This is a genomic window from Klebsiella sp. 141240 (assembly GCF_050600805.1).
Taxonomy (GTDB): Bacteria; Pseudomonadota; Gammaproteobacteria; order Enterobacterales; family Enterobacteriaceae; genus Klebsiella; species Klebsiella aerogenes.
Genome location: NZ_JAQIRK010000013.1, coordinates 71,290 through 96,501 on the forward strand (window position 1 = coordinate 71,290; position 25,212 = coordinate 96,501).

At 59.0% G+C, this 25,212-nt stretch carries 23 protein-coding genes; 5 read left to right on the forward strand and 18 right to left on the reverse strand.

Features of this window, described 5'->3' with window-relative positions; all coding sequences use genetic code 11:
• The first annotated feature begins 19 nt into the window (after window positions 1-19).
• Window positions 20-1,114 (forward strand): type 1 fimbrial protein, encoded by a 1,095-nt coding sequence (locus tag PGQ95_RS20075; RefSeq protein ID WP_430919131.1) that lies wholly within the window; start codon window positions 20-22, stop codon window positions 1,112-1,114.
• Window positions 1,115-1,155: 41 nt separating this feature from the next.
• Here PGQ95_RS20075 and actP read toward each other — a convergent pair whose 3' ends face one another.
• The 3 genes from actP to acs all read right to left on the reverse strand — a co-directional run bounded on the left by actP (window position 1,156) and on the right by acs (window position 5,258).
• Window positions 1,156-2,805, reverse strand: coding sequence for a cation/acetate symporter ActP (actP, locus tag PGQ95_RS20080; protein WP_045398148.1), 1,650 nt, complete (start codon window positions 2,803-2,805; stop codon window positions 1,156-1,158).
• Window positions 2,802-3,116 carry a DUF485 domain-containing protein gene (locus PGQ95_RS20085; RefSeq protein WP_045398145.1) on the reverse strand — a complete coding sequence of 105 codons (315 nt, stop codon included), beginning with the start codon at window positions 3,114-3,116 and terminating at the stop codon, window positions 2,802-2,804. Before PGQ95_RS20085 ends, actP begins: the two co-directional genes overlap by 4 nt.
• A 183-nt stretch (window positions 3,117-3,299) precedes the next feature.
• Entirely contained in the window at window positions 3,300-5,258 is a 1,959-nt protein-coding gene (acs, locus tag PGQ95_RS20090; protein ID WP_032709622.1) for an acetate--CoA ligase, read from the reverse strand.
• 414 nt (window positions 5,259-5,672) lie between these two features.
• Between acs and gltP the strand changes: the two genes are divergently transcribed.
• On the forward strand, window positions 5,673-6,983 hold the full coding sequence (gltP, locus tag PGQ95_RS20095; RefSeq protein ID WP_045398139.1) for a glutamate/aspartate:proton symporter GltP: 1,311 nt from the start codon (window positions 5,673-5,675) through the stop codon (window positions 6,981-6,983).
• Window positions 6,984-7,018: 35 nt separating this feature from the next.
• Here the strand turns inward: gltP and PGQ95_RS20100 are convergent, their stop codons facing one another.
• Window positions 7,019-7,702, reverse strand: coding sequence for a tetratricopeptide repeat protein (locus PGQ95_RS20100; RefSeq protein ID WP_087858852.1), 684 nt, complete (start codon window positions 7,700-7,702; stop codon window positions 7,019-7,021).
• A gap of 201 nt (window positions 7,703-7,903) precedes the next feature.
• Window positions 7,904-10,051, reverse strand: coding sequence for a formate dehydrogenase subunit alpha (fdhF, locus tag PGQ95_RS20105; protein ID WP_077598920.1), 2,148 nt, complete (start codon window positions 10,049-10,051; stop codon window positions 7,904-7,906).
• A gap of 272 nt (window positions 10,052-10,323) precedes the next feature.
• Here fdhF and PGQ95_RS20110 point away from each other — a divergent pair, with 272 nt between their 5' ends.
• Window positions 10,324-11,058 (forward strand): response regulator, encoded by a 735-nt coding sequence (locus PGQ95_RS20110; RefSeq protein WP_430919134.1) that lies wholly within the window; start codon window positions 10,324-10,326, stop codon window positions 11,056-11,058.
• Window positions 11,059-11,086: 28 nt separating this feature from the next.
• Here the strand turns inward: PGQ95_RS20110 and PGQ95_RS20115 are convergent, their stop codons facing one another.
• The 3 genes from PGQ95_RS20115 to PGQ95_RS20125 are packed head-to-tail and all read right to left on the reverse strand — an operon-like array spanning window position 11,087 to window position 14,574.
• Window positions 11,087-12,028: an ABC transporter substrate-binding protein gene (locus PGQ95_RS20115; protein WP_087859227.1), complete on the reverse strand. Its 942-nt coding sequence runs from the start codon at window positions 12,026-12,028 to the stop codon at window positions 11,087-11,089.
• 30 nt (window positions 12,029-12,058) lie between these two features.
• Window positions 12,059-13,057: an ABC transporter permease subunit gene (locus PGQ95_RS20120; protein WP_045380370.1), complete on the reverse strand. Its 999-nt coding sequence runs from the start codon at window positions 13,055-13,057 to the stop codon at window positions 12,059-12,061.
• Window positions 13,054-14,574 carry a sugar ABC transporter ATP-binding protein gene (locus PGQ95_RS20125; protein WP_032713455.1) on the reverse strand — a complete coding sequence of 507 codons (1,521 nt, stop codon included), beginning with the start codon at window positions 14,572-14,574 and terminating at the stop codon, window positions 13,054-13,056. The genes PGQ95_RS20120 and PGQ95_RS20125 overlap by 4 nt, the downstream gene beginning before the upstream one ends.
• Window positions 14,575-14,763: 189 nt before the next feature.
• Here PGQ95_RS20125 and PGQ95_RS20130 point away from each other — a divergent pair, with 189 nt between their 5' ends.
• Window positions 14,764-17,049 (forward strand): hybrid sensor histidine kinase/response regulator, encoded by a 2,286-nt coding sequence (locus PGQ95_RS20130; RefSeq protein WP_213317923.1) that lies wholly within the window; start codon window positions 14,764-14,766, stop codon window positions 17,047-17,049.
• A gap of 70 nt (window positions 17,050-17,119) precedes the next feature.
• Complete coding sequence (gene yjdP, locus PGQ95_RS20135) at window positions 17,120-17,473, forward strand: DDRRRQL repeat protein YjdP (RefSeq protein WP_045396524.1); 354 nt, start codon at window positions 17,120-17,122, stop codon at window positions 17,471-17,473.
• 22 nt (window positions 17,474-17,495) lie between these two features.
• Here the strand turns inward: yjdP and phnP are convergent, their stop codons facing one another.
• The 10 genes from phnP to phnF form a co-directional block, all read right to left on the reverse strand.
• Window positions 17,496-18,254, reverse strand: a complete 759-nt coding sequence (gene phnP / locus PGQ95_RS20140) for a phosphonate metabolism protein PhnP (protein WP_430919138.1) — start codon at window positions 18,252-18,254, stop codon at window positions 17,496-17,498.
• Between the two features lie 15 nt (window positions 18,255-18,269).
• Window positions 18,270-18,833, reverse strand: a complete 564-nt coding sequence (phnN, locus tag PGQ95_RS20145) for a ribose 1,5-bisphosphokinase (RefSeq protein ID WP_087859234.1) — start codon at window positions 18,831-18,833, stop codon at window positions 18,270-18,272.
• On the reverse strand, window positions 18,833-19,969 hold the full coding sequence (phnM, locus tag PGQ95_RS20150) for an alpha-D-ribose 1-methylphosphonate 5-triphosphate diphosphatase (protein ID WP_430919140.1): 1,137 nt from the start codon (window positions 19,967-19,969) through the stop codon (window positions 18,833-18,835). Before phnM ends, phnN begins: the two co-directional genes overlap by 1 nt.
• Entirely contained in the window at window positions 19,966-20,646 is a 681-nt protein-coding gene (gene phnL, locus PGQ95_RS20155) for a phosphonate C-P lyase system protein PhnL (protein ID WP_430919142.1), read from the reverse strand. The genes phnM and phnL overlap by 4 nt, the downstream gene beginning before the upstream one ends.
• A gap of 108 nt (window positions 20,647-20,754) precedes the next feature.
• Window positions 20,755-21,513, reverse strand: coding sequence for a phosphonate C-P lyase system protein PhnK (phnK, locus tag PGQ95_RS20160; RefSeq protein ID WP_042894298.1), 759 nt, complete (start codon window positions 21,511-21,513; stop codon window positions 20,755-20,757).
• Complete coding sequence (locus tag PGQ95_RS20165) at window positions 21,510-22,358, reverse strand: alpha-D-ribose 1-methylphosphonate 5-phosphate C-P-lyase PhnJ (RefSeq protein WP_015368699.1); 849 nt, start codon at window positions 22,356-22,358, stop codon at window positions 21,510-21,512. The genes phnK and PGQ95_RS20165 overlap by 4 nt, the downstream gene beginning before the upstream one ends.
• The gene (locus tag PGQ95_RS20170) at window positions 22,351-23,415 is read right to left on the reverse strand and encodes a carbon-phosphorus lyase complex subunit PhnI (RefSeq protein ID WP_430919144.1); all 1,065 of its coding nucleotides are present in this window, start codon (window positions 23,413-23,415) and stop codon (window positions 22,351-22,353) included. The genes PGQ95_RS20165 and PGQ95_RS20170 overlap by 8 nt, the downstream gene beginning before the upstream one ends.
• A complete protein-coding gene (gene phnH, locus PGQ95_RS20175) occupies window positions 23,416-24,000 on the reverse strand; it encodes a phosphonate C-P lyase system protein PhnH (RefSeq protein WP_430919146.1) in 585 nt (194 codons plus the stop codon).
• Window positions 23,997-24,449: a phosphonate C-P lyase system protein PhnG gene (gene phnG, locus PGQ95_RS20180; protein ID WP_045396504.1), complete on the reverse strand. Its 453-nt coding sequence runs from the start codon at window positions 24,447-24,449 to the stop codon at window positions 23,997-23,999. Before phnG ends, phnH begins: the two co-directional genes overlap by 4 nt.
• Complete coding sequence (phnF, locus tag PGQ95_RS20185; RefSeq protein WP_047065952.1) at window positions 24,450-25,175, reverse strand: phosphonate metabolism transcriptional regulator PhnF; 726 nt, start codon at window positions 25,173-25,175, stop codon at window positions 24,450-24,452.
• Between the last annotated feature and the right edge of the window lie 37 nt (window positions 25,176-25,212).

Below are 25,212 nucleotides of genomic sequence, written 5' to 3' on the forward strand. Positions count from 1 at the left end.
TATTTATGCAGGGAAGAGTATGAAAAAATACATTTTACTGTTACTGGTTATTATCTTTCCTGTTTATGGTTGGGCCTGTGATGGGATTAACTATGGCAGCGTCTCTATGACCAATTTGCCGGAGAAAATCCTCGTCAATGCCGGTAGCTATTCGGCTGGTACTATTTTATATGACTCCGGCAAAATTACGCGCGCGCAGACAACGTTATTAAATTGTGAAGGTGAAACCTACGCGCTTTTTAAGTGGGCATCAGACAATGCGGGTACGCTAATTGGCGATAATATCTATACCACCTCGGTTTCAGGCGTTGGTATTCGTGTGAAAGTCTGGCTAAATATCACTGGTGAGTACGGTGGCGATACCAATGATTTTAGCAGTGATTATCAAACGCATTATATTGGCGATGCGAACTATTATCTGGGCAAGCCTACGGGATTTGGTGATAGCTTCGCGACAACCAATTACTCGCCCGCGTATCAACTACAGTTGGTCGCCACCGGCGGGCCTATCGCCAGCAATAGTACTTTAACGTTTGGCGATCCGATTTCCAGGGTATCGGTTCAGGATAATATCGGCACCACCAGTATTTCTCCCTTGCATATCAGCGGCACCACCACGATTCAACTGATCCCGATGGGCTGCGTGACCAACAGCTCGGGGCTCAACTTCGCGATGGGGACGGTCAGCGCCTCGGCGTTTAATACCGCGACGAAAGTGGGCGCCGCCCAGCAATCTGTCACGCTCTCCTGCGAACCCGGGACCAACGTATCGATGCGGGTGACGGCGACGGAAGCGGGCGGTGATAACCCGGATAACACGGTGATGGCGCTGACCACAGATAGCAATGTCGCCACCGGCGTTGGCGTACAGCTTAATCTGAATGGCGAGGCTCTACCGCTGAATACGGATATCAGCTTGTATTCTTCAAGCCGCACCACGGTGACCAATAGCGATGCGGATGCCGGTTATACCGTCTTTACTAATCCTGATAGCCCCGGTGGCGCCTATGCCATACAGTCGTTGCAGTTTTCCGCCAATTATTACAAAACAGGGGCGACGGTGACGGCGGGCTCGGCAAATGCGGCCGGGGTGATAACTTTTACCTATAACTAAACTGCAGCCTCTTCCTCAATGCGAGGAAGAGGCTGATACGCTTAGTGCGCCTGACCGCGTTCGATACCGATACCGGTTTGCGAACGGATGAACTGAGCGCGGAACTGCTCGCGCTCGCGCATCCCTTCGGCGGAGTTATCGGTAATCGAGAACAGCCAGATGCCGATGAACGCGATGGCGATGGAGAACAGCGCCGGGTATTCATACGGGAAGACGGCTTTCTCGTGTCCGAGGATCTGCACCCATATGGTCGGGCCGAGGATCATTAGAATCACCGCGGTCAGCAGGCCGAGCCAGCCGCCAATCATCGCGCCGCGGGTGGTCAGTTTCGACCAGTACATCGACAGCAGGATAATCGGGAAGTTACAGCTGGCGGCGATAGAGAACGCCAGGCCGACCATGAAGGCGATATTCTGGTTTTCGAACAAAATCCCCAGCAGGATCGCCACCACGCCAAGGATCAGCACGGTGATTTTCGATACTTTCAGCTCCTGACGTTCGGTTGCGCCTTTACGGAACACGTTAGCGTAAAGATCGTGAGAGACCGCCGATGCCCCCGCCAGCGTCAGCCCGGCGACTACCGCCAGAATTGTGGCGAACGCCACCGCCGAGATAAAGCCGAGGAACAGGTTACCGCCGACGGCATCCGCCAGATGTACCGCCGCCATGTTGTTGCCGCCGATAAGCTGTCCGGCCGCGTCTTTAAACGCCGGATTCGCCCCCACCAGCATGATCGCGCCAAAGCCGATGATAAAGGTCAGGATATAGAAGTAACCCATGAAACCGGTGGCGTAGAACACGCTCTTACGCGCTTCTTTGGCGTCGCTGACGGTGAAGAAACGCATCAGAATATGCGGCAGGCCCGCGGTACCGAACATCAAGCCGAGACCGAGCGACAGCGCCGATATCGGGTCTTTCACCAGCCCGCCAGGGCTCATGATCGCCGCCCCTTTCGGGTGGACCGCCATCGCTTCAGTGAACAGATTATTGAAACTGAACCCGACGTGCTTCATCACCATAAAGGCCATAAAGCTGGCGCCGAACAGCAGCAGGACCGCTTTGATAATCTGCACCCAAGTGGTGGCAAGCATGCCGCCGAACAGCACGTACAACACCATCAGCACGCCGACCAGCACCACCGCCACGTGGTAGTTGAGGCCGAACAGCAGCTGGATGAGCTTACCGGCGCCAACCATCTGCGCGATCAGATACAGCGCCACCACCACCAGCGAACCGCAGGCGGAGAGGGTGCGGATCGGCCCCTGCTTCAGGCGATAAGACGCCACGTCGGCAAAGGTATAACGGCCGAGGTTACGCAGGCGTTCGGCGATCAGGAACAGAATAATCGGCCAGCCGACAAGGAAGCCGAGCGAGTAGATCAGACCGTCGTAGCCGGAAGTGTAAACCAACGCGGAAATGCCGAGGAACGAGGCCGCGGACATAAAGTCGCCGGCAATCGCCAGACCATTCTGGAAACCGGTGATATTGCCGCCTGCGGTGTAGTAATCGCTACGCGAACGTACGCGTTTTGACGCCCAGTAAGTGATATACAGCGTCAAGGCGACGAAAATCACGAACATGATAATCGCCTGCCAGTTGGTCGGCTGACGCTGCACCGCGCCGGTAATGGCATCGGCGGCGTTGGCGGCGAAAGGGAGCGTGGCGGCAAGCGCCGTCAGGACTTTTTTCATGATGCTTGCACCTCGCTAATCACGCTTTTGGTCAACTTGTCGTATTCGCCGTTTGCCCGCCAGACGTAAATCCCGGTCAGAACGAAGGAGATGATAATGACGCCGATGCCAATAGGGATGCCGCGGGTGACGCTGGTGCCTTCATGCAGCGGCGTTCCCAGCCAGCCTGGCGCGAAGGCGATAAGCAAAATAAAACCTACGTAAATGACCAGCATAATGACTGACAGAATGGCGGCAAACCGTTGCCGTGATGCTACTAACTCCCTGAAATGCGCACTATTTTCTATCCGCTGACAAATTTGTTCATTCATCTTAGCGTCTCCAGAGGTAACCCTTATGTCATCCATCGGCTATCCGTCGGCAACAGTGACCCGCCCGACGTTATTACGTCGAGTAGCCGCTGGTTTACCGCTTTCCTGCTGAACAGAATCCTTGGGGGGAGTTTATGTTTTTAACCTCTCCCTCCTAAGAGGGAGAGGGGGGTAGGTATCGTGTTAAGAAGGCATCGCAATGGCCTGCTTCTCTTCGAGCAGTTTGTCCACTACGCCCGGATCGGCCAGCGTCGAGGTATCCCCGAGATTACTGGTATCGCCAGCGGCAATCTTACGCAGAATACGGCGCATGATTTTGCCGGAGCGGGTTTTCGGCAACGAGTCGGTCCAGTGCAGTACATCCGGCGTCGCCAGCGGGCCAATCTCTTTGCGCACCCAGTTACGTACTTCGGCATACAGTTCCGGCGTCGGCTCTTCACCGTGATTCAGCGTCACGTAAGCGTAGATGGCCTGGCCTTTGATGTTATGCGGAATGCCGACCACCGCCGCTTCGGCGATTTTCGGATGCGAAACCAGCGCGGATTCAATTTCCGCGGTGCCCAGACGGTGGCCGGAGACGTTCAGTACGTCATCGACGCGACCGGTTATCCAGTAGTAACCATCTTCGTCGCGACGGGCGCCGTCGCCGCTAAAGTACATATTTTTAAAGGTCGAGAAGTAGGTCTGCTCGAAGCGTTCATGATCGCCAAACAGGGTACGCGCCTGGCCAGGCCAGGAGTCGGCGATCGCCAGGTTGCCCTCGGTCGCGCCTTCCAGCGGCGTCCCTTCGTTGTCCACCAGCACCGGCTGGACGCCGAAGAATGGACGCGTGGCGGAACCGGCTTTCAGCTCGGTGGCGCCCGGTAGCGGGGTAATCATGAAGCCGCCGGTTTCGGTCTGCCACCAGGTGTCCATCACCGGGCACTTCTCGTTGCCGATCTTCTTCCAGTACCACTCCCAGGCTTCCGGGTTAATCGGCTCGCCGACCGAGCCGAGAATGCGCAGTGAGGAACGATCGGTACCTTCGATAGCTTTGTCGCCTTCCGCCATCAGCGCGCGGATCGCCGTCGGCGCGGTGTACAGAATATTGACCTGATGTTTGTCCACCACCTGGCACATGCGCGCCGGGGTCGGCCAGTTTGGCACGCCTTCAAACATCAGCGTGGTGGCGCCGCAGGCCAACGGGCCGTACAGCAGGTAGCTGTGACCGGTGACCCAGCCCACATCGGCGGTGCACCAGTAGATATCGCCCGGATGATAATCAAAGACGTATTTGAAGGTGGTCGCCGCATACACCAGATAGCCGCCGGTGGTGTGCAGTACGCCTTTCGGCTTGCCCGTTGAACCGGAGGTATAGAGGATAAAGAGCGGGTCTTCGGCGTTCATTTCCACCGCTTCATGCTGGTCATCCGCTTTTTCAATCAGATCGCTCCACCACAGATCGCGACCTTCCTGCCAGTCGATTTTGCCACCGGTGCGTTTGAGTACCACCACGTGCTCGATGCTGGTGACGTGCGGATTTTTCAGCGCATCGTCGACGTTTTTCTTCAGCGGGATGGCGCGACCGGCGCGTAATCCTTCGTCAGAGGTGATCACCAGGCGAGCGCTGGAGTCGATAATACGACCGGCAACCGCTTCCGGCGAAAAGCCGCCGAAGATTACCGAGTGGATGGCGCCGATGCGCGCGCAGGCCAGCATGGCGACGGCGGCTTCCGGCACCATCGGCATATAGATAGCGACAACATCGCCCTTTTTAATGCCCAGATCGAGCAATACGTTGGCAAAACGGCAAACATCGCGATGGAGCTGACGATAAGTGATGTTTTTGCTCTGGCTGGCGTCGTCGCCTTCCCAGATGATCGCGGTCTGGTCGCCGCGCTCGTGCAGATGACGGTCGAGACAGTTGGCCGCGAGGTTCAGGGTGCCATCTTCATACCATTTAATGGAGATGTTTCCCGGGGCGAAAGAGGTATTTTTCACCTGCGTGTAGGGCTTAATCCAATCGAGGATTTTGCCTTGCTCACCCCAGAAGGCATCTGGGTTGCTGATGGATTGTTGGTAGTTCACCTGGTACTGTTGCGGATTCATCAGGCAATGTTCCGCAATCTCTGCGGGAATAGGGTGTTTATGTATTTGGCTCATGGCTTTTTTTCTCCTTTAACTTGTTAAATATATGTCAAATAACCGTTAAGAATAGGGGCTTTATGAGCTTTGTTTACTATTTGGGGGGCAGATCACGCATTGATTAAACTGAATGAAATTCAATCAAATGAAACTTTGAAGTGAAATAATTCATTTACTGTATTTATAGAAACTGAATGTGTTAAATATTTTTTATAACAAATACTTATGCAATGTAATGCGCTGAAATGGGCGGATTTATGCAGAAAACCAGAGGAAAGCGCTGTTCTTAAAGGCTTGCGCAGCATGCCGTGCAAATGATACTGATATTGCGCGTTAAATAACCCCATAAAGCAACGCAACACAATTCATACCCCTTTCAGTGGGTGCCATTACCTCCCGGAATGGTGCCTTTCATTGAGGAAGTCAGTAGTGATGAAAAAAACAAAAGTCAGCCTGGCCTGGCAGATTTTGCTAGCCCTGGTGCTTGGCATACTTCTGGGCAGCTACCTGCATTACCACGCCGAAAGCCGTGATTGGTTAATCTCAAACCTCCTGACCCCGGCGGGCGATATCTTTATCCACCTGATTAAAATGATTGTCGTCCCGATTGTCATCTCGACGCTGGTGGTGGGCATTGCGGGTGTAGGCGACGCCAAGCAACTGGGCCGCATCGGCGCCAAGACCATTATCTATTTTGAAGTGATCACCACGGTGGCGATTGTGCTGGGGATCACCCTGGCGAACGTCTTCCAACCGGGCAGCGGCATTGATATGTCGCAGCTGGCGGCGGTCGATATCTCGAAATATCAGAACACCACCGCAGAGGTGCAGAGCCACGCTCACGGCCTGATGGGGACTATCCTGTCGCTGGTGCCGACCAATATCGTCGCCTCGATGGCGAAAGGCGATATGCTGCCGATTATCTTCTTCTCGGTGCTGTTCGGTCTGGGGCTTTCTTCCCTGCCGTCTACTCACCGCGAACCGCTGGTGACCGTGTTCCGCTCCATCTCCGAAACCATGTTTAAAGTGACGCACATGGTAATGCGCTATGCGCCGGTCGGGGTCTTTGCCCTGATCTCGGTGACCGTCGCCACCTTCGGCTTCGCTTCGCTGTGGCCGCTGGCTAAGCTGGTTATCCTGGTTTACTTCGCGATTCTGTTCTTCGCGCTGGTGGTGCTGGGTATCGTGGCGCGGGTATGTGGGCTGAGCATCTGGATCCTGATTCGCATCCTCAAAGATGAGCTGATTCTGGCTTACTCCACGGCGAGCTCCGAGAGCGTGCTGCCGCGTATCATTGAGAAAATGGAAGCCTACGGCGCGCCGGCCTCAATCACCAGCTTCGTGGTGCCGACCGGCTACTCCTTTAACCTCGATGGTTCGACGCTATATCAGAGCATCGCGGCGATCTTCATCGCCCAGCTGTACGGTATCGACCTCTCCCTGTGGCAGGAAATCACTCTCGTGCTGACGTTGATGGTGACTTCAAAAGGCATCGCGGGCGTACCGGGCGTCTCCTTCGTGGTGCTGCTGGCGACCCTGGGTAGCGTGGGGATCCCGCTGGAAGGGCTGGCGTTTATTGCCGGCGTCGACCGTATCCTCGATATGGCGCGTACCGCGCTGAACGTGGTCGGCAACGCGCTGGCGGTGCTGGTTATCGCTAAGTGGGAACATAAGTTTGATCGCAAGAAAGCGCTGGCGTATGAACGCGAAGTGCTGGGCAAGTTTGATAAAACCGCCCAATAAGACGTCAGAGCCCGGCCATTCGCGCCGGGCTTTTTTTAGCCTTTGGTTATCCTGTCGAACTCTTCACATCCGGTATCAAACCCCTCCTGACAGCTGACGTTAAGCCAATGCAGCGCTTTTTGCGGGTTTGGTTCGATAAAACCTTTCTCTCCCTGCTGGAACATCATCCCAGCCCAGTATTCGGCATAGCCGGTGCGCGAAAGCGCCGAGCTGCCTTTGAAGTACTGCGCGGCCTTGAGGTCATCTTCCGGCGGCAGCACGCCGCTGGCGTAGATAAGCCCCAGCAGCATCTGCGCATCGACGGCAGAGTCGCTCTCTTCATCTTTGGCCGCATCCTGCAGCAGCCTGATGGCGTGCGCATAATCGGTGGGGCCAGCCTGCTGATTGACCAGCACGCGGGCGAGGATAATCTCGCCGGCCTTGCTGCCGGCCTGCACGGATTTTTCCGCTAGCTGTCGGGCCTGTTGATAGTCGGCCTGCTGCGGATTACGGATTTTAAGCTGAGCCAGCAGCGCCAGCGCGTCGCCATCGCCCTGCGCCGCCGCTTTCTGCGCCCAGTATTCAGCCTGTTGATAGTTGCCGGAGCTAACCCAGGTATCCGCCAGATAAAACTGCGCGCGCGGGTCGCCAGCTTCGGCCTGCTGTTGGTATTGGCTGCCCGGATCTGCAGCGTCTGCGGCGAAGCTTGTCAGCGCCAGCAGTAAATAGAGGTATTTCATTTTTTTATTATCAGTAAGGAAGACCCCCGCAGTATAAAGGGAGGCGGAAAAGAAGAAAATGGCGGGAATTAGCGGGGTGAATACCCGGATAGCGGCGCGTAGCGCCTTATCCGGGCTACGGTTCGGTATTCGGTTGGTAGCCCCGGTAAGCGTAAGCGCCACCGGGGAGGGTTCCCGGATATCGGGTATGGCCGCTGAACCTTAACCCATCGCGCTTTCGCGCAGCCGGGCTTTCAGCTTGTTGTACTCGTCGATCACGTACTGCTCCGCCGCGCGCTGATCGGCAATCCGCTCAACGTTAACCGCGCAGTACTTGTACTCCGGCGTTTTGGTTATCGGGCTCAGGTTCTCCGACACCAGCTCGTTACAGGCGCCGATCCACCACTGGTAGGTCATGTACACCGCGCCTTTATTCGGTCGATCGCTGACCTGCGCGCGGGTGATGATGCGCCCCTTACGCGAATTGACCCACACCAGCGCTTCATCCTCGATGCCTAACCGTTCGGCGTCGGCGGTGTTGATTTGCGCATAGCCCGGTTCATCCGCCAGCGCCGCCAGCGCCGCACAGTTGCCGGTCATCGAACGGCAGGAGTAGTGACCGACTTCGCGTACCGTTGAGAGCACCATCGGGTACTCGTCGGTGAGCTTATCGATCGGCGCGACCCAGTCGCAGGTGAAGAACTGCGCCAGCCCGTTCGGGGTATCGAACTTCTCTTTAAACAGATACGACGTCCCCTGGTCGGCGTCGGACTCATCGCGGCATGGCCACATGACATAGCCGAGCTCGCCCATTTTTTCATAGGTAGCGCCGTAGAAGTCCGGGCACAGATGCCGCAACTCATCCCAGATCTCCTGGGTGTTGTTGTAGTGCATCGGATAGCCCATCCGGGTGGCGATTTCGCTGATGATCTGCCAGTCGGTTTTCAGGTCCCACTTCGGCTCCACCGCTTTAAAGAAGCGCTGGAAGCCGCGGTCCGCTGCGGTATACACGCCTTCGTGCTCGCCCCACGAGGTGGACGGCAGGATGACGTCGGCCGCGGCGGCGGTTTTGGTCATGAAAATATCCTGAACGATAACCAGTTCCAGCTGTTCAAACGCCTTGCGCACCGCGGAAAGCTCGGCATCGGTCTGCAGCGGATCCTCGCCCATAATGTACGCCGCGCGGACTTCACCGTGTTCGGCGCGGTGCGGCAGCTCGCTGATGCGATAGCCGGTATGTTCCGGCAGGCTGTCGACGCCCCAGGCTCTGGCGAACTTCTCGCGGTTTTCCGGGAACTTAACGTACTGGTAGCCCGGATAGGTATCCGGTAGCGCGCCCATATCGCAGGCGCCCTGGACGTTGTTCTGCCCGCGTACCGGGTTGACGCCGACGCTCGGCTTGCCGAGGTTGCCGGTAAGGATCGCGAGGCTGGTCAGCGAGCGCACGGTCTCCACGCCCTGGTAGAACTGGGTGACGCCCATGCCCCACAGGATGGCGGCGGATTTGGCGCTGGCGTACATCCGGGCGCAGGCGCGGATCTCCTGAGCGCTGACGCCGGTTATCTCTTCCACCGACTCCGGCGTGTAGCCTTCGACGATTTTGCGATACTCCTCGAAGCCTTCGGAACGGCTGGCAACGAAGGATTTATCGTACAGATCCTCTTCAATAATGACGTGGCCAATGGCGTTGAGCAGCGCGATATTCGAGCCGTTCTTCAGCGCGATGTGCATGTCGGCGATGCGCGCGGTTTCAATTTTGCGCGGGTCGCAGACGATGATTTTCGCCCCGTTGCGTTTGGCGTTAATGACGTGATTCGCCACGATAGGGTGGGAATCCGCCGGGTTGTAACCGAATATAAACACCAGATCGGTGTTATCAATCTCCGTGATGGCATTACTCATGGCGCCGTTACCGACCGACTGGTGCAGACCTGCAACCGAAGGGCCGTGTCAGACGCGAGCGCAGCAGTCGACGTTATTGGTGCCAATAACGGCGCGCGCGAATTTTTGCATCACGTAGTTGGTTTCATTACCGGTCCCGCGGGAGGAGCCGGTGGTCTGGATCGCGTCCGGGCCATATTTTTCTTTAATGGCGCCAAGGCGGGTGGCGACGTAATCGAGCGCCTCATCCCAGGAGACGGCTTCCAGTTTGCCGCCACGCTGGCGACGGATCATGGGGGTTTTGAGACGCGGGGTCAGGATCTGGGTATCGTTAATGAAGTCCCAGCCATAATAGCCTTTCAGACACAGGGTTCCCTGATTGGTTTTCCCCTGCGCCGCCTCAGCCCGGACGATTTTGCCGTTATCGACCACCAGGTTGATTTTGCAACCTGATGCGCAATACGGGCAAACCGTGACGACTTTTTTCATCGGTTTTGCTCCAGTTAATCAATTAGCGCTGACGCGCAATCGACCGTCACTATGCATCTTCTATGCCATGTTTTCATTGTGGGTATTGACGGATAGTACGCGGCTTTTTTGGGCGAAATGCTGACGAAAAACAGGTCATCGTCAGTTTTGACGTGACGAAAAGCCCGGAGATGTGACGCCGATTATAAAAACGGCAGCGAAAAATGGATTTGTCGTCGCCTGCTTGCACAATCGACCAGACTGACACTATTCCCGCCAGGCAGAGGTAAACCATGAAACCGGTCATTTTAGTGATTGATGATGACGCTGCGATCTGCGAGCTGCTGAGCGACGTGCTCGGCGCCCACGCGTTCGAGGTGGTGGCCTGCCAGAACGGCGGCGAAGCGCTGGCGACGGTCGCCCGGCGCGCAGATATTGCGCTGGCGCTGCTGGATATGATCTTGCCGGATACCAATGGATTGCTGGTGTTGCAACAGCTGCAGCGCACGCGGTCTGAGCTACCGGTGATAATGCTTTCCGGCCTGGGAAGCGAATCGGATGTGGTGGTCGGGCTGGAAATGGGCGCCGACGATTACATCGCCAAGCCGTTCAACGCGCGGGTAGTGGTGGCGCGCGTCAAGGCGGTGCTGCGGCGCAGCGGGGCGATCGGCACGGAAAGCCTCGTACTGGGCGGAGATCATGGCCTGTTGTTTAACGGCTGGCGGCTGGATACCCGCCGTTGTGAGCTGTTTAATCCCCAGCAGCAGAGCGTGGCGTTAACCCAGGGGGAATATGGATTGTTGCTGGCGCTGGCGCAAAACGCCCGCCGGGTTCTGAACCGTGAACAGCTGCTGGCGCTGACCCATAATGAGAGCATGGAGGTATTCGACCGCACGATCGATGTGCTGATCATGCGCCTGCGGCGTAAAATTGAGGTCAATCCGCACCAGCCCACGTTGATTAAAACCCTGCGCGGGCTGGGCTACGTTTTCTCCGCTGACGTTATCCATAACGACAAAGCGGCCTAAGGGGAGACCCGTCAGCCGCTTTGCAGCGTTATTTCACCGTCCAGCCCTTATAGCTGCTGACGTTATTTTTATCGATCATCTTCACCGGGATCAGCACCGGCGCGGTCGGCGCGGGCTTGCCCTGCAAAATGTCATAACCGATTTCCACCGCCTTCGCCGCCATGACCTGCGGGTCCTGCGCCGGCGTGGCGACGAATAGCGAATTCTTACGCTTCAGCGCCTCTTCGCCGTCCGGGCTGCCGTCGACGCCCACGATAAAGAACTCGCTGCGTTGCGCCTGTTTCGCCGCCAGATCGGCGCCAATCGCCGTCGGATCGTTAATCGCGAACACGCCGTCAATCTTCGGATTTGCCGCCAGCAGCGACGTCATCACCTCCAGTCCGCCTTCGCGGCTGCCTTTAGCGTTCTGGTTGGCGGAGAGGATTTTGATATCCGGATGTTTTTTGAATTCGGTTTCGCAGCCTTCGACGCGGTTCTGCACGGCGGAAACCGGCGGCCCGTTAATAATCACCACGTTGCCTTTGTTGTTCAGGCGATCGCTAATGTATTTACAGGCCATAGCGCCCGCTTGGGTGTTATCGGAGGTGATGGTGGCATCCGCGCCTTCGGCGGCGACGTCAACCGCCACCACCACGATCCCGGCCTCTTTCGCCCGTTTCACCGCCGGGCCGATACCTTTTGAATCAGCGGCGTTGAGGATGATCATATCGACTTTGGCGGCGATAAAGTTATCTATCTGCGCCACCTGCTGTCCCAGGTCGTAGCCGCTCGACACCAGCGTGACCTTCACTTTATCCCCCGCCAGCTTGCGCGCTTCCAGCTCGGCCCCCTTGGTAATTTGCACGAAGAACGGGTTGGCGAGGTCGCCTACCGTCACGCCTATCGCTTGTAGATCTTTGGCCGACGCAAAAGGGGAGGCGGCCAGCAGCGCGCCGGCACACAGCGCGGTCACTATCGGTTTTAAACGCATTCGCTTTTCCTCGCAGGTAAGATGTTGTTGTTATGCACTTTGGTGGTGTCGGGTACGGTATTTGTCGATCAGCACCGCTATGATGATCACCGCCCCTTTGATCACCAATTGCCAGAAGTAGGAGACGCCCATCAGCGTCATGCCGTTGTTGAGGGTGGCGATAATCAGTGCCCCCACCAGCGTACCGGTGATGGTGCCGATACCGCCGACGAAACTGGTACCGCCGAGGATCACCGCGGCAATGGCGTCCAGCTCATAGCCGACGCCGAGGTTGCCGTTGGCGCTGTACAGCCGGGAGGCGCTCATCACCCCGCCGAGCCCGGAAAGCAGCCCGCTCATGCCGTAGACGAACAGCAGTACCAGCCAGACTTTAATCCCCGTCAGCCGCGCCGCCTGCATATTGCCGCCGACGGCGTAAATATGAATACCGAGGGTGGTGCGGCGCAGGATAAACCAGCACACCGCCACGACCGCCAGCGCAATCACCACCAGCCACGGCACCGGGCCGAGATAGTTATTGCCGATCCATTCAAAACTAATATCGGAGTTGATCACCGTGGTGCCGTCGGCTAGCAGATAGGCGGCGCCGCGCAGCGCGGTGTAGGTGCCAAGGGTGACAATAAACGGCGGTAGTCCGGCGAAGGCCACCAGCGCGCCGTTGAACAGCCCGAGCAGCAGGCCGAGCATCAGGGCCGCCGGAATCGACAGCATCGCGAATTGTGGGATGAGCGATACCACCATCGCCGCAACCGCGGTGGTGCCGAGAATTGACCCCACCGACAGATCGATACCGCCGGTCAGAATAATAAAGGTCATCCCCGCCGCCAGCACGATGTTGATGGAGGACTGGCGGGTAATATTCAGCAGGTTGCTTTCAGTAAAGAAATTCGGCGCGACGAAGCCGAACACCGCGACGATCAGGATTAAAATCGGCAGGATGCCGACGGTTTGCATCAGGTCGCCCATCAGCATTTTTTTTGCCGAGGCGGATTTCGCCGCCGGCGCGGAGGTCTCTTTCGGTATGCTCATGCTTGTCCTGCCTTAAGGTGAGAATCGTTCACGCCGGTCGCCAGCGTCATAATGCTTTCCTGACTAATCTCGCCAACCTGCAACTCGCCGGCGATAGCGCCTTCGCGCATCACGTATACCCGGTCGCTCATGCCTACGATTTCCGGCAATTCGCTGGAGATCATTAAAATGGCGACGCCCTGGCGGGCCATCTGATTCATGATGCGGTAAATCTCGCTTTTGGCGCCGACGTCAACGCCGCGGGTCGGCTCATCCAGAATGAGAATGCGCGGGCCGATCGCCACCCAGCGTGAAATCAGCAGCTTTTGCTGATTGCCGCCGGAAAGCCCGCCGGCGCGTACCTGGGCATGTGGGACGCGGATGTTCAGCAGCTGGATGGCGTCATCGGAGATGGTTTGCGCCTTCTTACGGTCGAGCATCCCCCAATTGGCGTCGCGCTCAAGCGTCGCCATGGTGATGTTCTCCTGCGCCGCCAGTTCGAGAAATAGACCCTGTTCCTTACGGTTTTCGGTCAGAAAGCCGATCCCGAGGTCGATCGCTTCGCGCGGCGAGTGAATAACAACCGGTTCGCCGTCGATTTCAATCACCCCGCCCGTCGCTTTGCGGACGCCGAAAATCAGCTGCGCCAGCTCGGAACGCCCGGCGCCGACCAGCCCGGCCAGGCCAACGATTTCCCCGGCGTGCACCACCAGGCTGCTGGGATGCACTTTGCCGCCGTCGCTGAGATCCTGCACCCGCAGGCGCGGCTGGCCGCGCGGGATATCGCGCTCTTTATTGAACAGATCGCTGAGCGGACGGCCAACCATCATGCGTACTAATTCGGGGGCGCTAAGGTGGTCGCGGGTGAGGCTGCCGACATACTGGCCATCGCGCAGCACGCTGACCCGGTCGGAGAGTTCATACACCTCCGCCATGCGGTGGCTGATGTAGATGATTGCCATCCCTTCATCGCGCAGGCGCAAAATCAGCTCAAACAGGCGCTGCGTTTCCCGCGAGGAGAGGGCGGCGGTAGGTTCATCCATCACCAGAATGCGGCTGTTGCGATGCAGCGCGCGGGCGATTTCCACCTGCTGCTGTTCGGCGATAGTCAGCTTCATCACCCGGTCGCTGGCTTTGAACTGCGCGCCGAGCCGGTCGATAACCGCCTGCGCCTGGGACTCCATCTCTTTACGTTGTACCAGACCGCCGCGGGAAAGCTCGCTGCCGAGGAAAATGTTTTCCGCGACGGTGAGGTTAGGCGCCAGCTGCATCTCCTGATAGATCAAGGTGATCCCTGCCGCCAGCGCATCCTTCGGGCCTCTGATCGTCTGTGGTTGTCCGTCGATCAGGATCTCGCCGCTGGAGGCGGTATAGGCGCCGGCGAGGATCTTCATCAACGTGCTTTTTCCCGCGCCGTTTTCGCCCATCAGCGCGTGGATCTCGCCGGGCCAGACCGTCAGATCCACCCCTTTCAGCGCATAAAACTTGCCGAAAACTTTGGCGATGTTGCGCATGGATAGCACCGGTGTTCCCTGCATGCCTGCTCTCCTGGCTGCGTTGTCGATGTCGGCACTTCATCACCGCAACGTAAATGAGTGATGTCATCGGCCATTCATAATTGTCATATTTTTGAATAGTTAATACAGATCACAATTACGCCGAGAAATTTTCTTCACCTTCGGCGATAGTCCGGGAATGATGGGAGAAAACGCCTGACCGGAGTCGCCATGTCTTCTCGCCATCCGTACTTTTTCGTTAGCGCCCGCGGTCGCCTGCTGTCATTTAACTTGTTGATGGTGGCGGTGACGTTAATGGTCGCCGGAGTGGCGATTTTCGGTTTTCGCCATGCCAGTCAGTTGCAGGAGCAGGTGCAGCTGCAAACGCTTACCGACATGAGCGGCAGTATGAATCTGGCGCGTGATACCGCGAACGTCGCCACCGCGGCGGTACGGCTGTCGCAGGTAGTAGGCGCGCTGGAGTATAAAAGCGAAGCGGAACGGCTGCTGGAAACCCAACAGGCGCTGAAGCATTCTCTTGGACAACTGGCCTCGGCGCCGCTGGCACGGCAGGAACAGACGCTGGTGGCGAGCATTATTCGCCGCAGCAACGAGCTGCAGCAGAGCGTCGGCGGCATGCTGGAGCGCGGGCAGCGTCGCCATCTGCAGCGCAATGAACTGCTGAGCGCGCTGTATCAAAACCAGAGCTATTTGCGTCATTTGCAGGATCTCAACGATCGCGAGGGTAAACCGGCGATCGATCCTCAGCGTTTAAACGAGATGGACCGGCTGATCGTCGCCGCGATACACACTGCGACGCCGCGTTCAATCGTCCTGCAGCTCGATGACATCAGACGCTTTTTACCGCGCAACGATAGCGATTCAGAGCGGGCGTTTATCCTGCCGGATTTCAACGCCGAGTTGGCGCGGCTGGCGCCGCTATCGGCGCAGCTTGAAGAGAGCGATCTGGCGATAGGCTGGTATATGTTTCATATCAAAGCGCTGGTTGCGCTGCTTAATGATGATATTAATCAGTACGTTGCCAGAGTAGCCCAGGCATCTGAGGCACGGGCGGCGCAAAGCCACCAGCAGTTGCGCTCCATCAGCACATTTATCCTGCTGGCCGCGCTGCTGGCGCTGGCGATTACCGGCTGCGCCGGTTGGTATATTTATCGTAATCTCGGCCTTAATCTGAACGCGATATCCGGCGCGATGTCGCGGCTGGCGCACGGCGAGCAGAATGTGACGGTGCCGGCTCTGCAGCGGCGCGATGAGCTTGGCGAACTGGCGCGCGCCTTTAACGTTTTCGCCCGTAATACCGCTTCCCTTGAGCACACCACCCGCCTGCTGCGGGAGAAAACCACCCAGATGGAAATTGACCGCATTGAGCGACAGGGGCTGGAAGAGGCGCTGCTGCATAGCCAAAAAATGAAAGCCGTCGGCCAACTGACCGGCGGCCTGGCGCACGATTTTAACAACCTGCTGGCGGTTATTATCGGCAGCCTCGAACTGGTACAGCCGGATGAGCGCGATGCGCCGCGGATATCGCGGGCGCTGAAGGCCGCCGAACGCGGCGCCTTACTTACTCAGCGGCTGCTGGCCTTTTCGCGTAAACAGGCGCTGAACCCGCAGGCGGTGGCGCTACAGCCATTGCTGGAGAACGTCTGTGAACTGATGCGCCATTCGCTCCCCGCATCGTTGCGTCTCGAAATTGAAGCGCAGTCTCCCGCCTGGCCGGCGTGGATCGATGTCGGGCAACTGGAAAACGCGATTATCAACTTGGTGATGAACGCCCGCGACGCCATGGAGGGACGGCCAGGCGTTATCGCGCTGCGCACCTGGAACCAGCGGGTTACCCGTAGCGATGGACGACGTCAGGATATGGTGGCGCTGGAGGTGATTGATCACGGCTGCGGCATGTCGCAGGAGATAAAAACGCAGGTCTTCGAGCCCTTCTTTACCACCAAACAGACCGGTAGCGGCAGCGGGCTTGGGCTGTCGATGGTGTACGGTTTTGTGCGCCAGTCGGGCGGGCGTGTGGCGATTGAAAGCGCGCCGGGGCAGGGCACCACCGTACGTTTACAACTGCCGCGAGCCACGTCAGCGGCGGAGGATGAACGAGCACCGTTGGATAGCGAACCGATAACGAGCGGCGAGCGGCTGGCTTTGGTGCTTGAGGATGAAGCCGATGTGCGCCAGACGTTATGCGAGCAGTTGCATCAGCTGGGCTGGCTGACGCTGGAGGCGCAAAGCGGCGAGCAGGCGCTGCAGATGCTGGCGGCCTCCAGGGATATCGCGTTGTTGATTAGCGATTTAATGCTCCCCGGCGGGCTGAGCGGCGCCGAGGTGATTCACGAAGCGCAACGCCGTTTCCCGGCGGTGGCGCTGCTATTGATTAGCGGCCAGGATTTGCGCCCGGCGCATAACCCGGCGTTGCCGGAGGTGGAACGGCTGCGCAAGCCTTTTACCCGTACGCAGCTGGCGCAGGCGTTGCGTGCGGCGATGGCGCGGATTTGAGATTCCTCCGCTACACGCCGCACATACGGTTGATTAAGGTACCGCCAGTACCCTGATGAGACTGGCCCCGATGAAACGTTACGCAACCGCTCTGTTTTTTTGCACGCTGGCGCTGAGCAGCCAATTGGCCCACGCCGATATTATTGATGACGCTATTGGTAATATTCAGCAAGCCATCAACGATGCCTACAATCCGGGCAGCAGCCGTTCCGACGACGACGACGGGCGCTATGACGACGGACGCTACGATGACGGCAGCTATCAGGGCAGCCGCCAGCAGCGTAGGGATAATCAGCAGCAATATAACGATCGCCAGCGCCAGCTTGACGACCGCCGTCGCCAGCTGGATGAGCGCCAGCGCCAGCTCGATAGCGATCGCCGCCAGTTGGAAAGCGATCAGCGCCGTCTCGACAACGATTACTGATTTTCCATTGCCATGACGCCGGTTACTCCAGCACGATCTCCATGCCGTCGTATCCCGCCTCGAAACCTTTCGGCAGCGGGTTAGTCATCATCCAGCGGTCGAACTGATGGCTGATATGGGTGAGGATCACCCGCGGGCAGCCAAGTACCTGGTTCAGTGCGCGCACGGTATTCAAGTCGCTGTGGTTGCGCGGCGTCTGCGCCCTGGGCTCGTAGCTGCAATCGATGACAATCACCTGCGGCTGATTATTAAGTAAAAACTTCAGCGTCTTCTCCGGCAGCCCGGCGGTATCCGCAAGCCATGCCACCCGGCTGTGCGCCGACTTCAGCAGATAGCCGTAGGTCAGCTTCGAATGGATTAACGGCAGCGGCGTGACCTGTAGCCCCTGTAGTTCAAATACCGTGAAGGGGGTAACGGCGTGGCTAAAATCGAGGATGCCGGGATGTTTAAACAGATCGTCGCAGCCGATGTCATCCGGCGGGCCGTACACCGCAATCGGATCGCCCACGCCCCAGCGCAGGGGGAACAGCCCCTGTACGTGGTCCATATGGTAATGCGTCAATAAAATCTGCTGGAAGCTGCCCGCGGGCTGGCGTTCCGCCAGATCCGCCAGCCCGGCGTCGAGCAGCGTGACCGCATGGTTAAAGCGCACCACCGCGCTGCAGGGGCGGCGGCGATAGCGCGCATCGACGCGAGCGCGCTGGCAGGCGGCGCAGTCGCAGCCGAAGACCGGCACCTGCTGGGCGCCGCCGGTGCCGGTCAGGCGGATCGTCAGGCTCATCGTATTACCTTATCCTCAGGCATGCTGATTCTCTTCACGCCCGGCGTGCTGGCGCAACAGCTGGAAGAAACGCTCTACCGATTGCCCGAGGCTGCCGTCGTTATTCAACGTCAGGCAGTCGGCCGGTTTATAACGCGCGGCGCGTTGCAGGCGTTGGGCGATTTCCACGGCATTTTCCCGGCCGCGCTGTTCAAGCCGCTGGCGCAATACCTGTGGCGAGACTTCGAGACAAATTGGTACCAGTACGTCATCGTAACGTTCCCGTGCCTGCGCCAGATGCGCGCGCGAGCCGTTGGCGACGACATCAAAACCGGCATGCAGCCAGAGGTCGATCTCCACGCCGACGCCATAGTAATTATTGTTGGCATGCCAGCTTAGCGCGAAAAGATTACGCTCGGCGCGGGTGAAAAACTCATGCTCGCTCAGCGCAATATGGTTCTCGCAGCCCGCCTGGTGCGGGCGGGTGATGTAGCGATGCGCGACCAGCAGTTGCGGATGCTCACGCTGGCGCAGCGCGGCCAGCAGGCTATCTTTTCCCGACCCGGAGGGGCCGACCAGCCAAATCAGTTTTCCAGGCATTAAAAGACCCTCTTTCCCTGACGCCAGACGTGGTCGATATGGACGTGCTCGCCGCGGCGGTGCGCCAGCACCAGATCGGCGCGTTTGCCTTCGGCGATGACGCCGCGGTCATGCAGACCCAGCGCCTGCGCCGGATGTTTGCTGACCAAACGGACAGCCTGCGCCAGCGTAAAAGCGTTGTCGTCGCTATCGGCGATGCGGAAAGCGGCATCAAGCAGGCTGGCGGGGTAGTAGTCGGAAGAGAGAATATCTAACAGGCCGCTGGCGGCCAGTTTATGCGCGGCGACATTGCCGGAATGAGAGCCGCCGCGCACGATATTTGGCGCCCCCATCAACACATTCATTCCATGCTGGCGCGAAGCCTGCGCGGCGGCCAATGTGGTGGGAAACTCGGCGATCACGCTGCCAAGCAGGTGGGATTCGGCGACATGTTCATGAGTGGCGTCGTCGTGGCTGGCGAGAGCGATTTGGCGCTCCCGGCACATCGCGGCGATAGCCTGGCGATTAGGCTGCGACCAGGCCGCCGCCAGCGCCATTTGCTCCTCTTCGAAGCGTAGCATCTGCTCGCTGCTGAGCTGATATTTACCCTGATAATATTCGCGATATTTTTCGCGGTTGGCGAACTGGCGTTGACCTGGCGAGTGATCCATCAGCGACACCAGAGTGACCGGCTCGCGGTCGACCAGCTTTTCAAACAGCGGCAGAGTGGTGTGGTGCGGCAGTTCACAGCGCAGATGCAGGCGATGCTCGGCGCGGTTAAGCCCGCGCTTTTGCGTCTCTTCCACCGCGTTGATCATCTTTTCCAGATTCTCAAGGCGGTCGCCGCCGTCGCGCACGTCGCCAATCGCCACGGCGTCGAGTACGGTGGTGATGCCGCTGGCGACCATCAAAGCATCGTGGCTGCTCATCGCCGAGTGTGCAGGCCAGTCAACCTTTGGCCGCGGGGTGAAGAATTTATCCAGGTTATCGGTATGGAGTTCGATAAGCCCCGGCAGCAGCCAGCCGCCTTCGCCATCGAGGGCGCCGGGCAGCCGGCTCTGGCTTTCGGCAAAGGCGTAAATCCGCCCCTCCTGCACTTCCAGCGAACCGTCGATGGTTTCGTCTTCCAGTACCAGCTTTACGTTATTGATTATCATACTGTGATACCCATTGGGTGCAGGCGGTCGGCGACCTGACCGCGTACCGTTTCATCATGGAAAATACCGACGATGGCCGCGCCGCGGGCTTTAGCCTGCTGGATCAGCGCCACCACCGCGGCGCTGTTGTTGGCATCCAGCGAGGCGGTGGGTTCATCAAGGAGTAAAATCGGATAGTCGACCGCAAAACCGCGGGCGATGTTGACCCGCTGCTGTTCGCCGCCGGAAAAGGTGGATGGCGCCAGATGCCACAAACGCTCCGGCACGTTGAGATGGCTCAGCAGACGGGCGGCTTTAGCGGCGCTCTCTTCGCGCGGTGTACCTAGGTCGAGCAGCGGCTGCATGACGACTTCCAGCGCGGATATCCGCGGGATCACCCGCAAAAATTGGCTGACCCAGCCGATGGTGGTTTTACGCACTTCCAGCACCTTGCGCGGCGTGGCGGTCACCAGATCTACCCATTCGTCGCCGTGGCGGATATGAATATGACCGCTGTCCGGCAGATAGTTAGCGTACAGCGAGCGCAGCAGCGTCGATTTACCGCTGCCGGAATGGCCGTGCAGCACCACGCATTCCCCGGCGTTAACGGTGAGCGAAGCGTCGGCGAGCACCGGCAGACGTACGCCGTGCTGTTGGTGCAGAACAAAGGTTTTATGGATGTTTTCAACGCGGATCATTTTAGCCCTCTCGGGGTTGGAGTGCCGGGTGGCGCTTCGCTTACCCGGCCTACGAATAACGCACCTGTAGGCCGGATTAAGGCGCAGCCGCCATCCGGCAAAACAGCATCAATTCTGCAACACCGACGACACCAGCAGCTGGGTGTAAGGATGATGCGGATCGTCGAGCACCCGGTCGGTTAAGCCACTTTCCACCACCTGTCCTTGTTTCATCACCAGAAGACGGTTCGCTAGCAGGCGGGCGACGCCGAGATCGTGGGTGACGATCACCGCCGCCAGCCCTAACTCCACCACCAGCCCGCGCAGGAGATCGAGCAGGCGCGCCTGTACCGAGACGTCCAGCCCGCCGGTGGGTTCATCCATAAACACCAGTTTCGGCTGCGTCACGAGGTTGCGGGCGATTTGCAAGCGCTGCTGCATGCCGCCGGAAAAGGTGGTCGGCAGGTCGTCGATGCGGGAAGGCGGGATCTCCACCTCCTGCAGCCAGCGTTCGGCGGTGGCGCGAATGTCGCCGTAGTGGCGGGCGCCGGTCGCCATCAGCCGTTCGCCGATGTTGCCGCCCGCCGAGACCTGGCGACGCAGGCCGTCCATTGGGTGCTGATGCACGACGCCCCATTCGGTGCGCAGCAGGCGGCGGCGTTCGGCTTCGCTCATGGCGTACAGGGAGCGCTGTTGATACCGCACTTCACCCTGTTGCGGCGCCAGACGAGCGGAAATCGCTTTCAGCAGCGTGGTTTTACCGGAGCCGGATTCGCCCACGATGCCGAGCACTTCGCCCGGCCACAGCTCGAAAGAGACATCGCTAAAACCTTTGCCCGGCGCATAGAGATGGGTCAGGTGATTGACTGCAAGTAACGGCTGGCTCATTTTTTCTGCGCCTCGCTCTGTTGGCGGCAATAGTCGGTATCGGAGCAGACAAACATCCGCTGGCCGCTGTCATCCAGCACCACTTCGTCAAGATAGCTGTGACGCGAACCGCAAATGGCGCAGGGTTCATCCCACTCCTGCACGCTAAACGGGTGATCGTCGAAATCGAGGCTTTCGACTGCGGTATAGGGCGGCACCGCGTAGATACGTTTTTCGCGCCCGGCGCCGAACAGCTGCAGCGCCGGCATCATGTGCATTTTGGGGTTATCGAATTTCGGGATCGGCGAAGGGTCCATCACGTAGCGGCCGTTCACCTTCACCGGATAGGCGTAGGTGGTGGCGATATGGCCGAAGCGAGCGATATCCTCATACAGCTTCACCTGCATTACGCCGTACTCTTCCAGCGCGTGCATGGTGCGGGTTTCGGTTTCGCGCGGTTCGATAAAGCGCAGCGGCTCCGGGATCGGCACCTGATAGATCAGGATCTGATCTTCCACCAGCGGCGTTTCCGGGATCCGGTGGCGGGTCTGGATCAGGGTGGCGTCTTCGGTGCGTTCGGTGGTGGCGACGCCGGTTACGCGTTTAAAGAACTGGCGGATCGACACCGCGTTGGTGGTGTCATCGGCGCCCTGATCGATGACCTTCAGTACGTCGTTCTCGCCGATAACGCTGGCGGTCAGTTGGATCCCGCCGGTACCCCAACCGTAGGGCATCGGCATTTCGCGGCCGCCGAAGGGCACCTGATAGCCGGGAATGGCCACCGCTTTCAGTATCGCCCGGCGGATCATGCGCTTGGTTTGCTCATCAAGATAAGCAAAGTTATAGCCAGTCAGTGGGTTAGCCACGTTCGTTCTCCCGTTGCAGGCGTTTCAACAGCGCCAGTTCGGCCTGGAAATCGACATAGTGCGGCAGTTTCAGATGCGAGACGAAGCCGGCGGCTTCAACGTTATCGGCGTGCGCCAGCACGAACTCTTCGTCCTGGGCCGGGCCGCTTATCTCTTCGCCGTATTCCGGCGCCTGAAGGGCGCGGTCGACCAGCGCCATGGCCATCGCTTTACGCTCGCTCATGCCAAACGTCAGGCCGTAGCCGCGGGTGAAGTGCGGCGGCTCATCCTTTGGATCGACAAAGCCGTTGACCATTTCGCATTCGGTCAGCAACAGCTCGCCAATATTGACGCTAAAGCCCAGCTCTTCCGGCACGATTTCCACCTGTACGTAGCCGCTGCGGATCTCGCCGGCAAACGGATGGTTGCGGCCATAGCCGCGCTGGGTTGAGTAGGCCAGCGCCAGCAAATAGCCTTCATCGCCGCGTACCAGTTGCTGCAGCCTTGAGGAGCGCGAGCAGGGATAGACCGGCGGGGTGCGGGTGATATCGTCAGGCGGCGCGCCGCAGTCTGCTTCCGCTTTTGCCAGCCCCTGCTGCGCCAGCAGGTTGAAGACGTGCGGCGTCGGCTGCGTTTCGCTACCGGCTTTCTGCACCGACGGCGGTTCGCCGTTGGCCAGCAGGGCAAAATCGAGCAGGCGGTGGGTATAGTCGTAAGTGGGGCCCAGCAACTGGCCGCCGGGGATATCTTTGTACACCGCGGAGATCCGGCGCTCGAGGCGCATCCCGGCGGTATCAACCGGTTCGCTGACCGCCAGCCGCGGCAGGGTGGTGCGGTAGGCGCGCAGCAGGAAAATGGCTTCGACGTTATCGCCGCTGGCCTGCTTCAGCGCCAGCGCCGCCAGTTCGCGGTCGGCAATACCGCCTTCGGTCATCACCCGGTCCACCGCCAGGCTGAGCTGTTCGCTTATCTGGTCAACGCTCAGTTCGGGAAGCCGTCCATCGCCCCGTCGTTTCTGCTCTTGCAAAGCGTGAGCGGCGCTAATCGCCTTCTCGCCGCCTTTGACGGCAACATACATTTAGCACACCTCCACGTGGGTGGTACGCGGGATAGCCAGCAGGCGCTCGCCGCAGGTCAGGATCAGGTCAATGCCCAGTGGGAACGGGTGCGGGCGTTCGGTTAATTCGTCGATGATGCAGTCTGGCAGCTGTGGGGCGATCATTCGCTCCTCGGCAATGCCCGCGCCGGTCAGGCGCAGCATGCGTCCGCCGCTCAGGCTGGCTAGTTGAACAATCAGCGTGACGCCGGTTTCCGGCGCCGCCACGGTACCGGCGGAAAGGGCATTAAGCTGTTCGGCGCTGATGGTGTCGCAGGCGACGGCAAATACCGCCTGCTGCGGCTGTTCCACCAGCGTCGCGCCGGTATGGAAGCGCAGATTTTGGCTGACCAGATCGTTATGCAGCGCGGCGGCCATCCATACCGGGGTGTCGTGATCGGCCAGCGTCAGCAGCAAGCTGGTGGAGGCGATATTCAATGGCTGCCAGCCGTGCTGAAGCTGCTGCAGAGAGACAATCACTCCCGGCTCGCTCATTGCTTTCAGCAGGCGGCGGAAACTGTGTTGGGCATCCTGCACCGGTAGGGTAAAGGCGGTTTGTAATGTCATGCGTTATCTCCGCGAACCAGAGTAAAGAAGTCGACCCGGCTGGCGTTGACTTCGGCGCGGCGAGCATCAAGGCGCGCGCTGCGTTGTGCTTCCAGCGGGGTAATGAGGGTTTCCATTAAGGTGTGAAAATAGTGAGGCGATTGCAGCAGGCCGTCGATCGCCGCGCAGCGCTCGGCGTGTGGGCGATTGCGGCCTAAAATCCAGCTGTAGCCGAGGGTGCCATCGGCCAGGCGTACGGCGGCGCGGGTCAGGGTGGCGTCGCCGGCAAAGAAGCGATCGCCGATGCCGCCCATGCGCGCCTGGAGCTGTACCAGTCCGGTTTCCGGGGCGCGAATTAATTCATACTCCGGCGCCAGCCGCAGCGATTGCATGCGCGCCAGAAGGTCCTGCGGTTCACTGTGGGCCAGCACGGACATCCAGCGCTGGCGGGTGGCGGTATCGAAGTGCATTCAGTGCTCCATGGTGAATTCAATCATGTCGGCGCGGGTCAGGCTGACGGAGTACTCCGTCGTGACTGTCTCGCCCTCGCGGCTATTGAGCGTACGTACGCACAGCAGCGGCGCCATATTGGGGATTTCCAGCAGCTTGCTCTCTTTCGCCTGCGCGCGGCGGGCGCTGATTTTGGTGCGCACGCGGGTCAGTTCGACGGCGAGTTGGTCGCGCAGCAGGTCGTGTAGCGAACCGTGGGTGAAGGTTTGCAGCACCGGCCAGAAGCGCAGGTCGGCGAAGTAGTGGTCAATCAAACACAGCGCCACGCCGTTGACCCGGCGCAGGGTGCGCAGATGAATGACGGTTTCACCTTCGGCAATGCCAAAGGCTTCGGCGACATGGCTGCTGGCCGGGCGCAGCACCGACAGCAGTTTCTCGCTGGTCGGGTGGCTGCCTTGTTCCAGCAGATTCTGGCTGAAACGCGCCTGGGCGTTGAGCGGGTAGTCGATGGGGCGCATCAATACCAGCACGCCGACGCCCTGGCGGCGCTGGACCCAGCCGCGTTCCACCAGCTGATCGATGGCGCGACGTAGGGTGTGGCGGTTGACTTCAAAGCGCGCCGCCAGCTGCTGTTCCGCAGGCAAATAATCGCCGCAGCGATAGTGATGGCGCAGCTCCTGTTCAAGCCTGGCGGCAATTTCCTGATACCGGGTGGGGTAACTGGTCGGATGTCTGGATAAGTACATGGTTATCGAGCCTCACTAAGCACCTTGGGGATCCCCG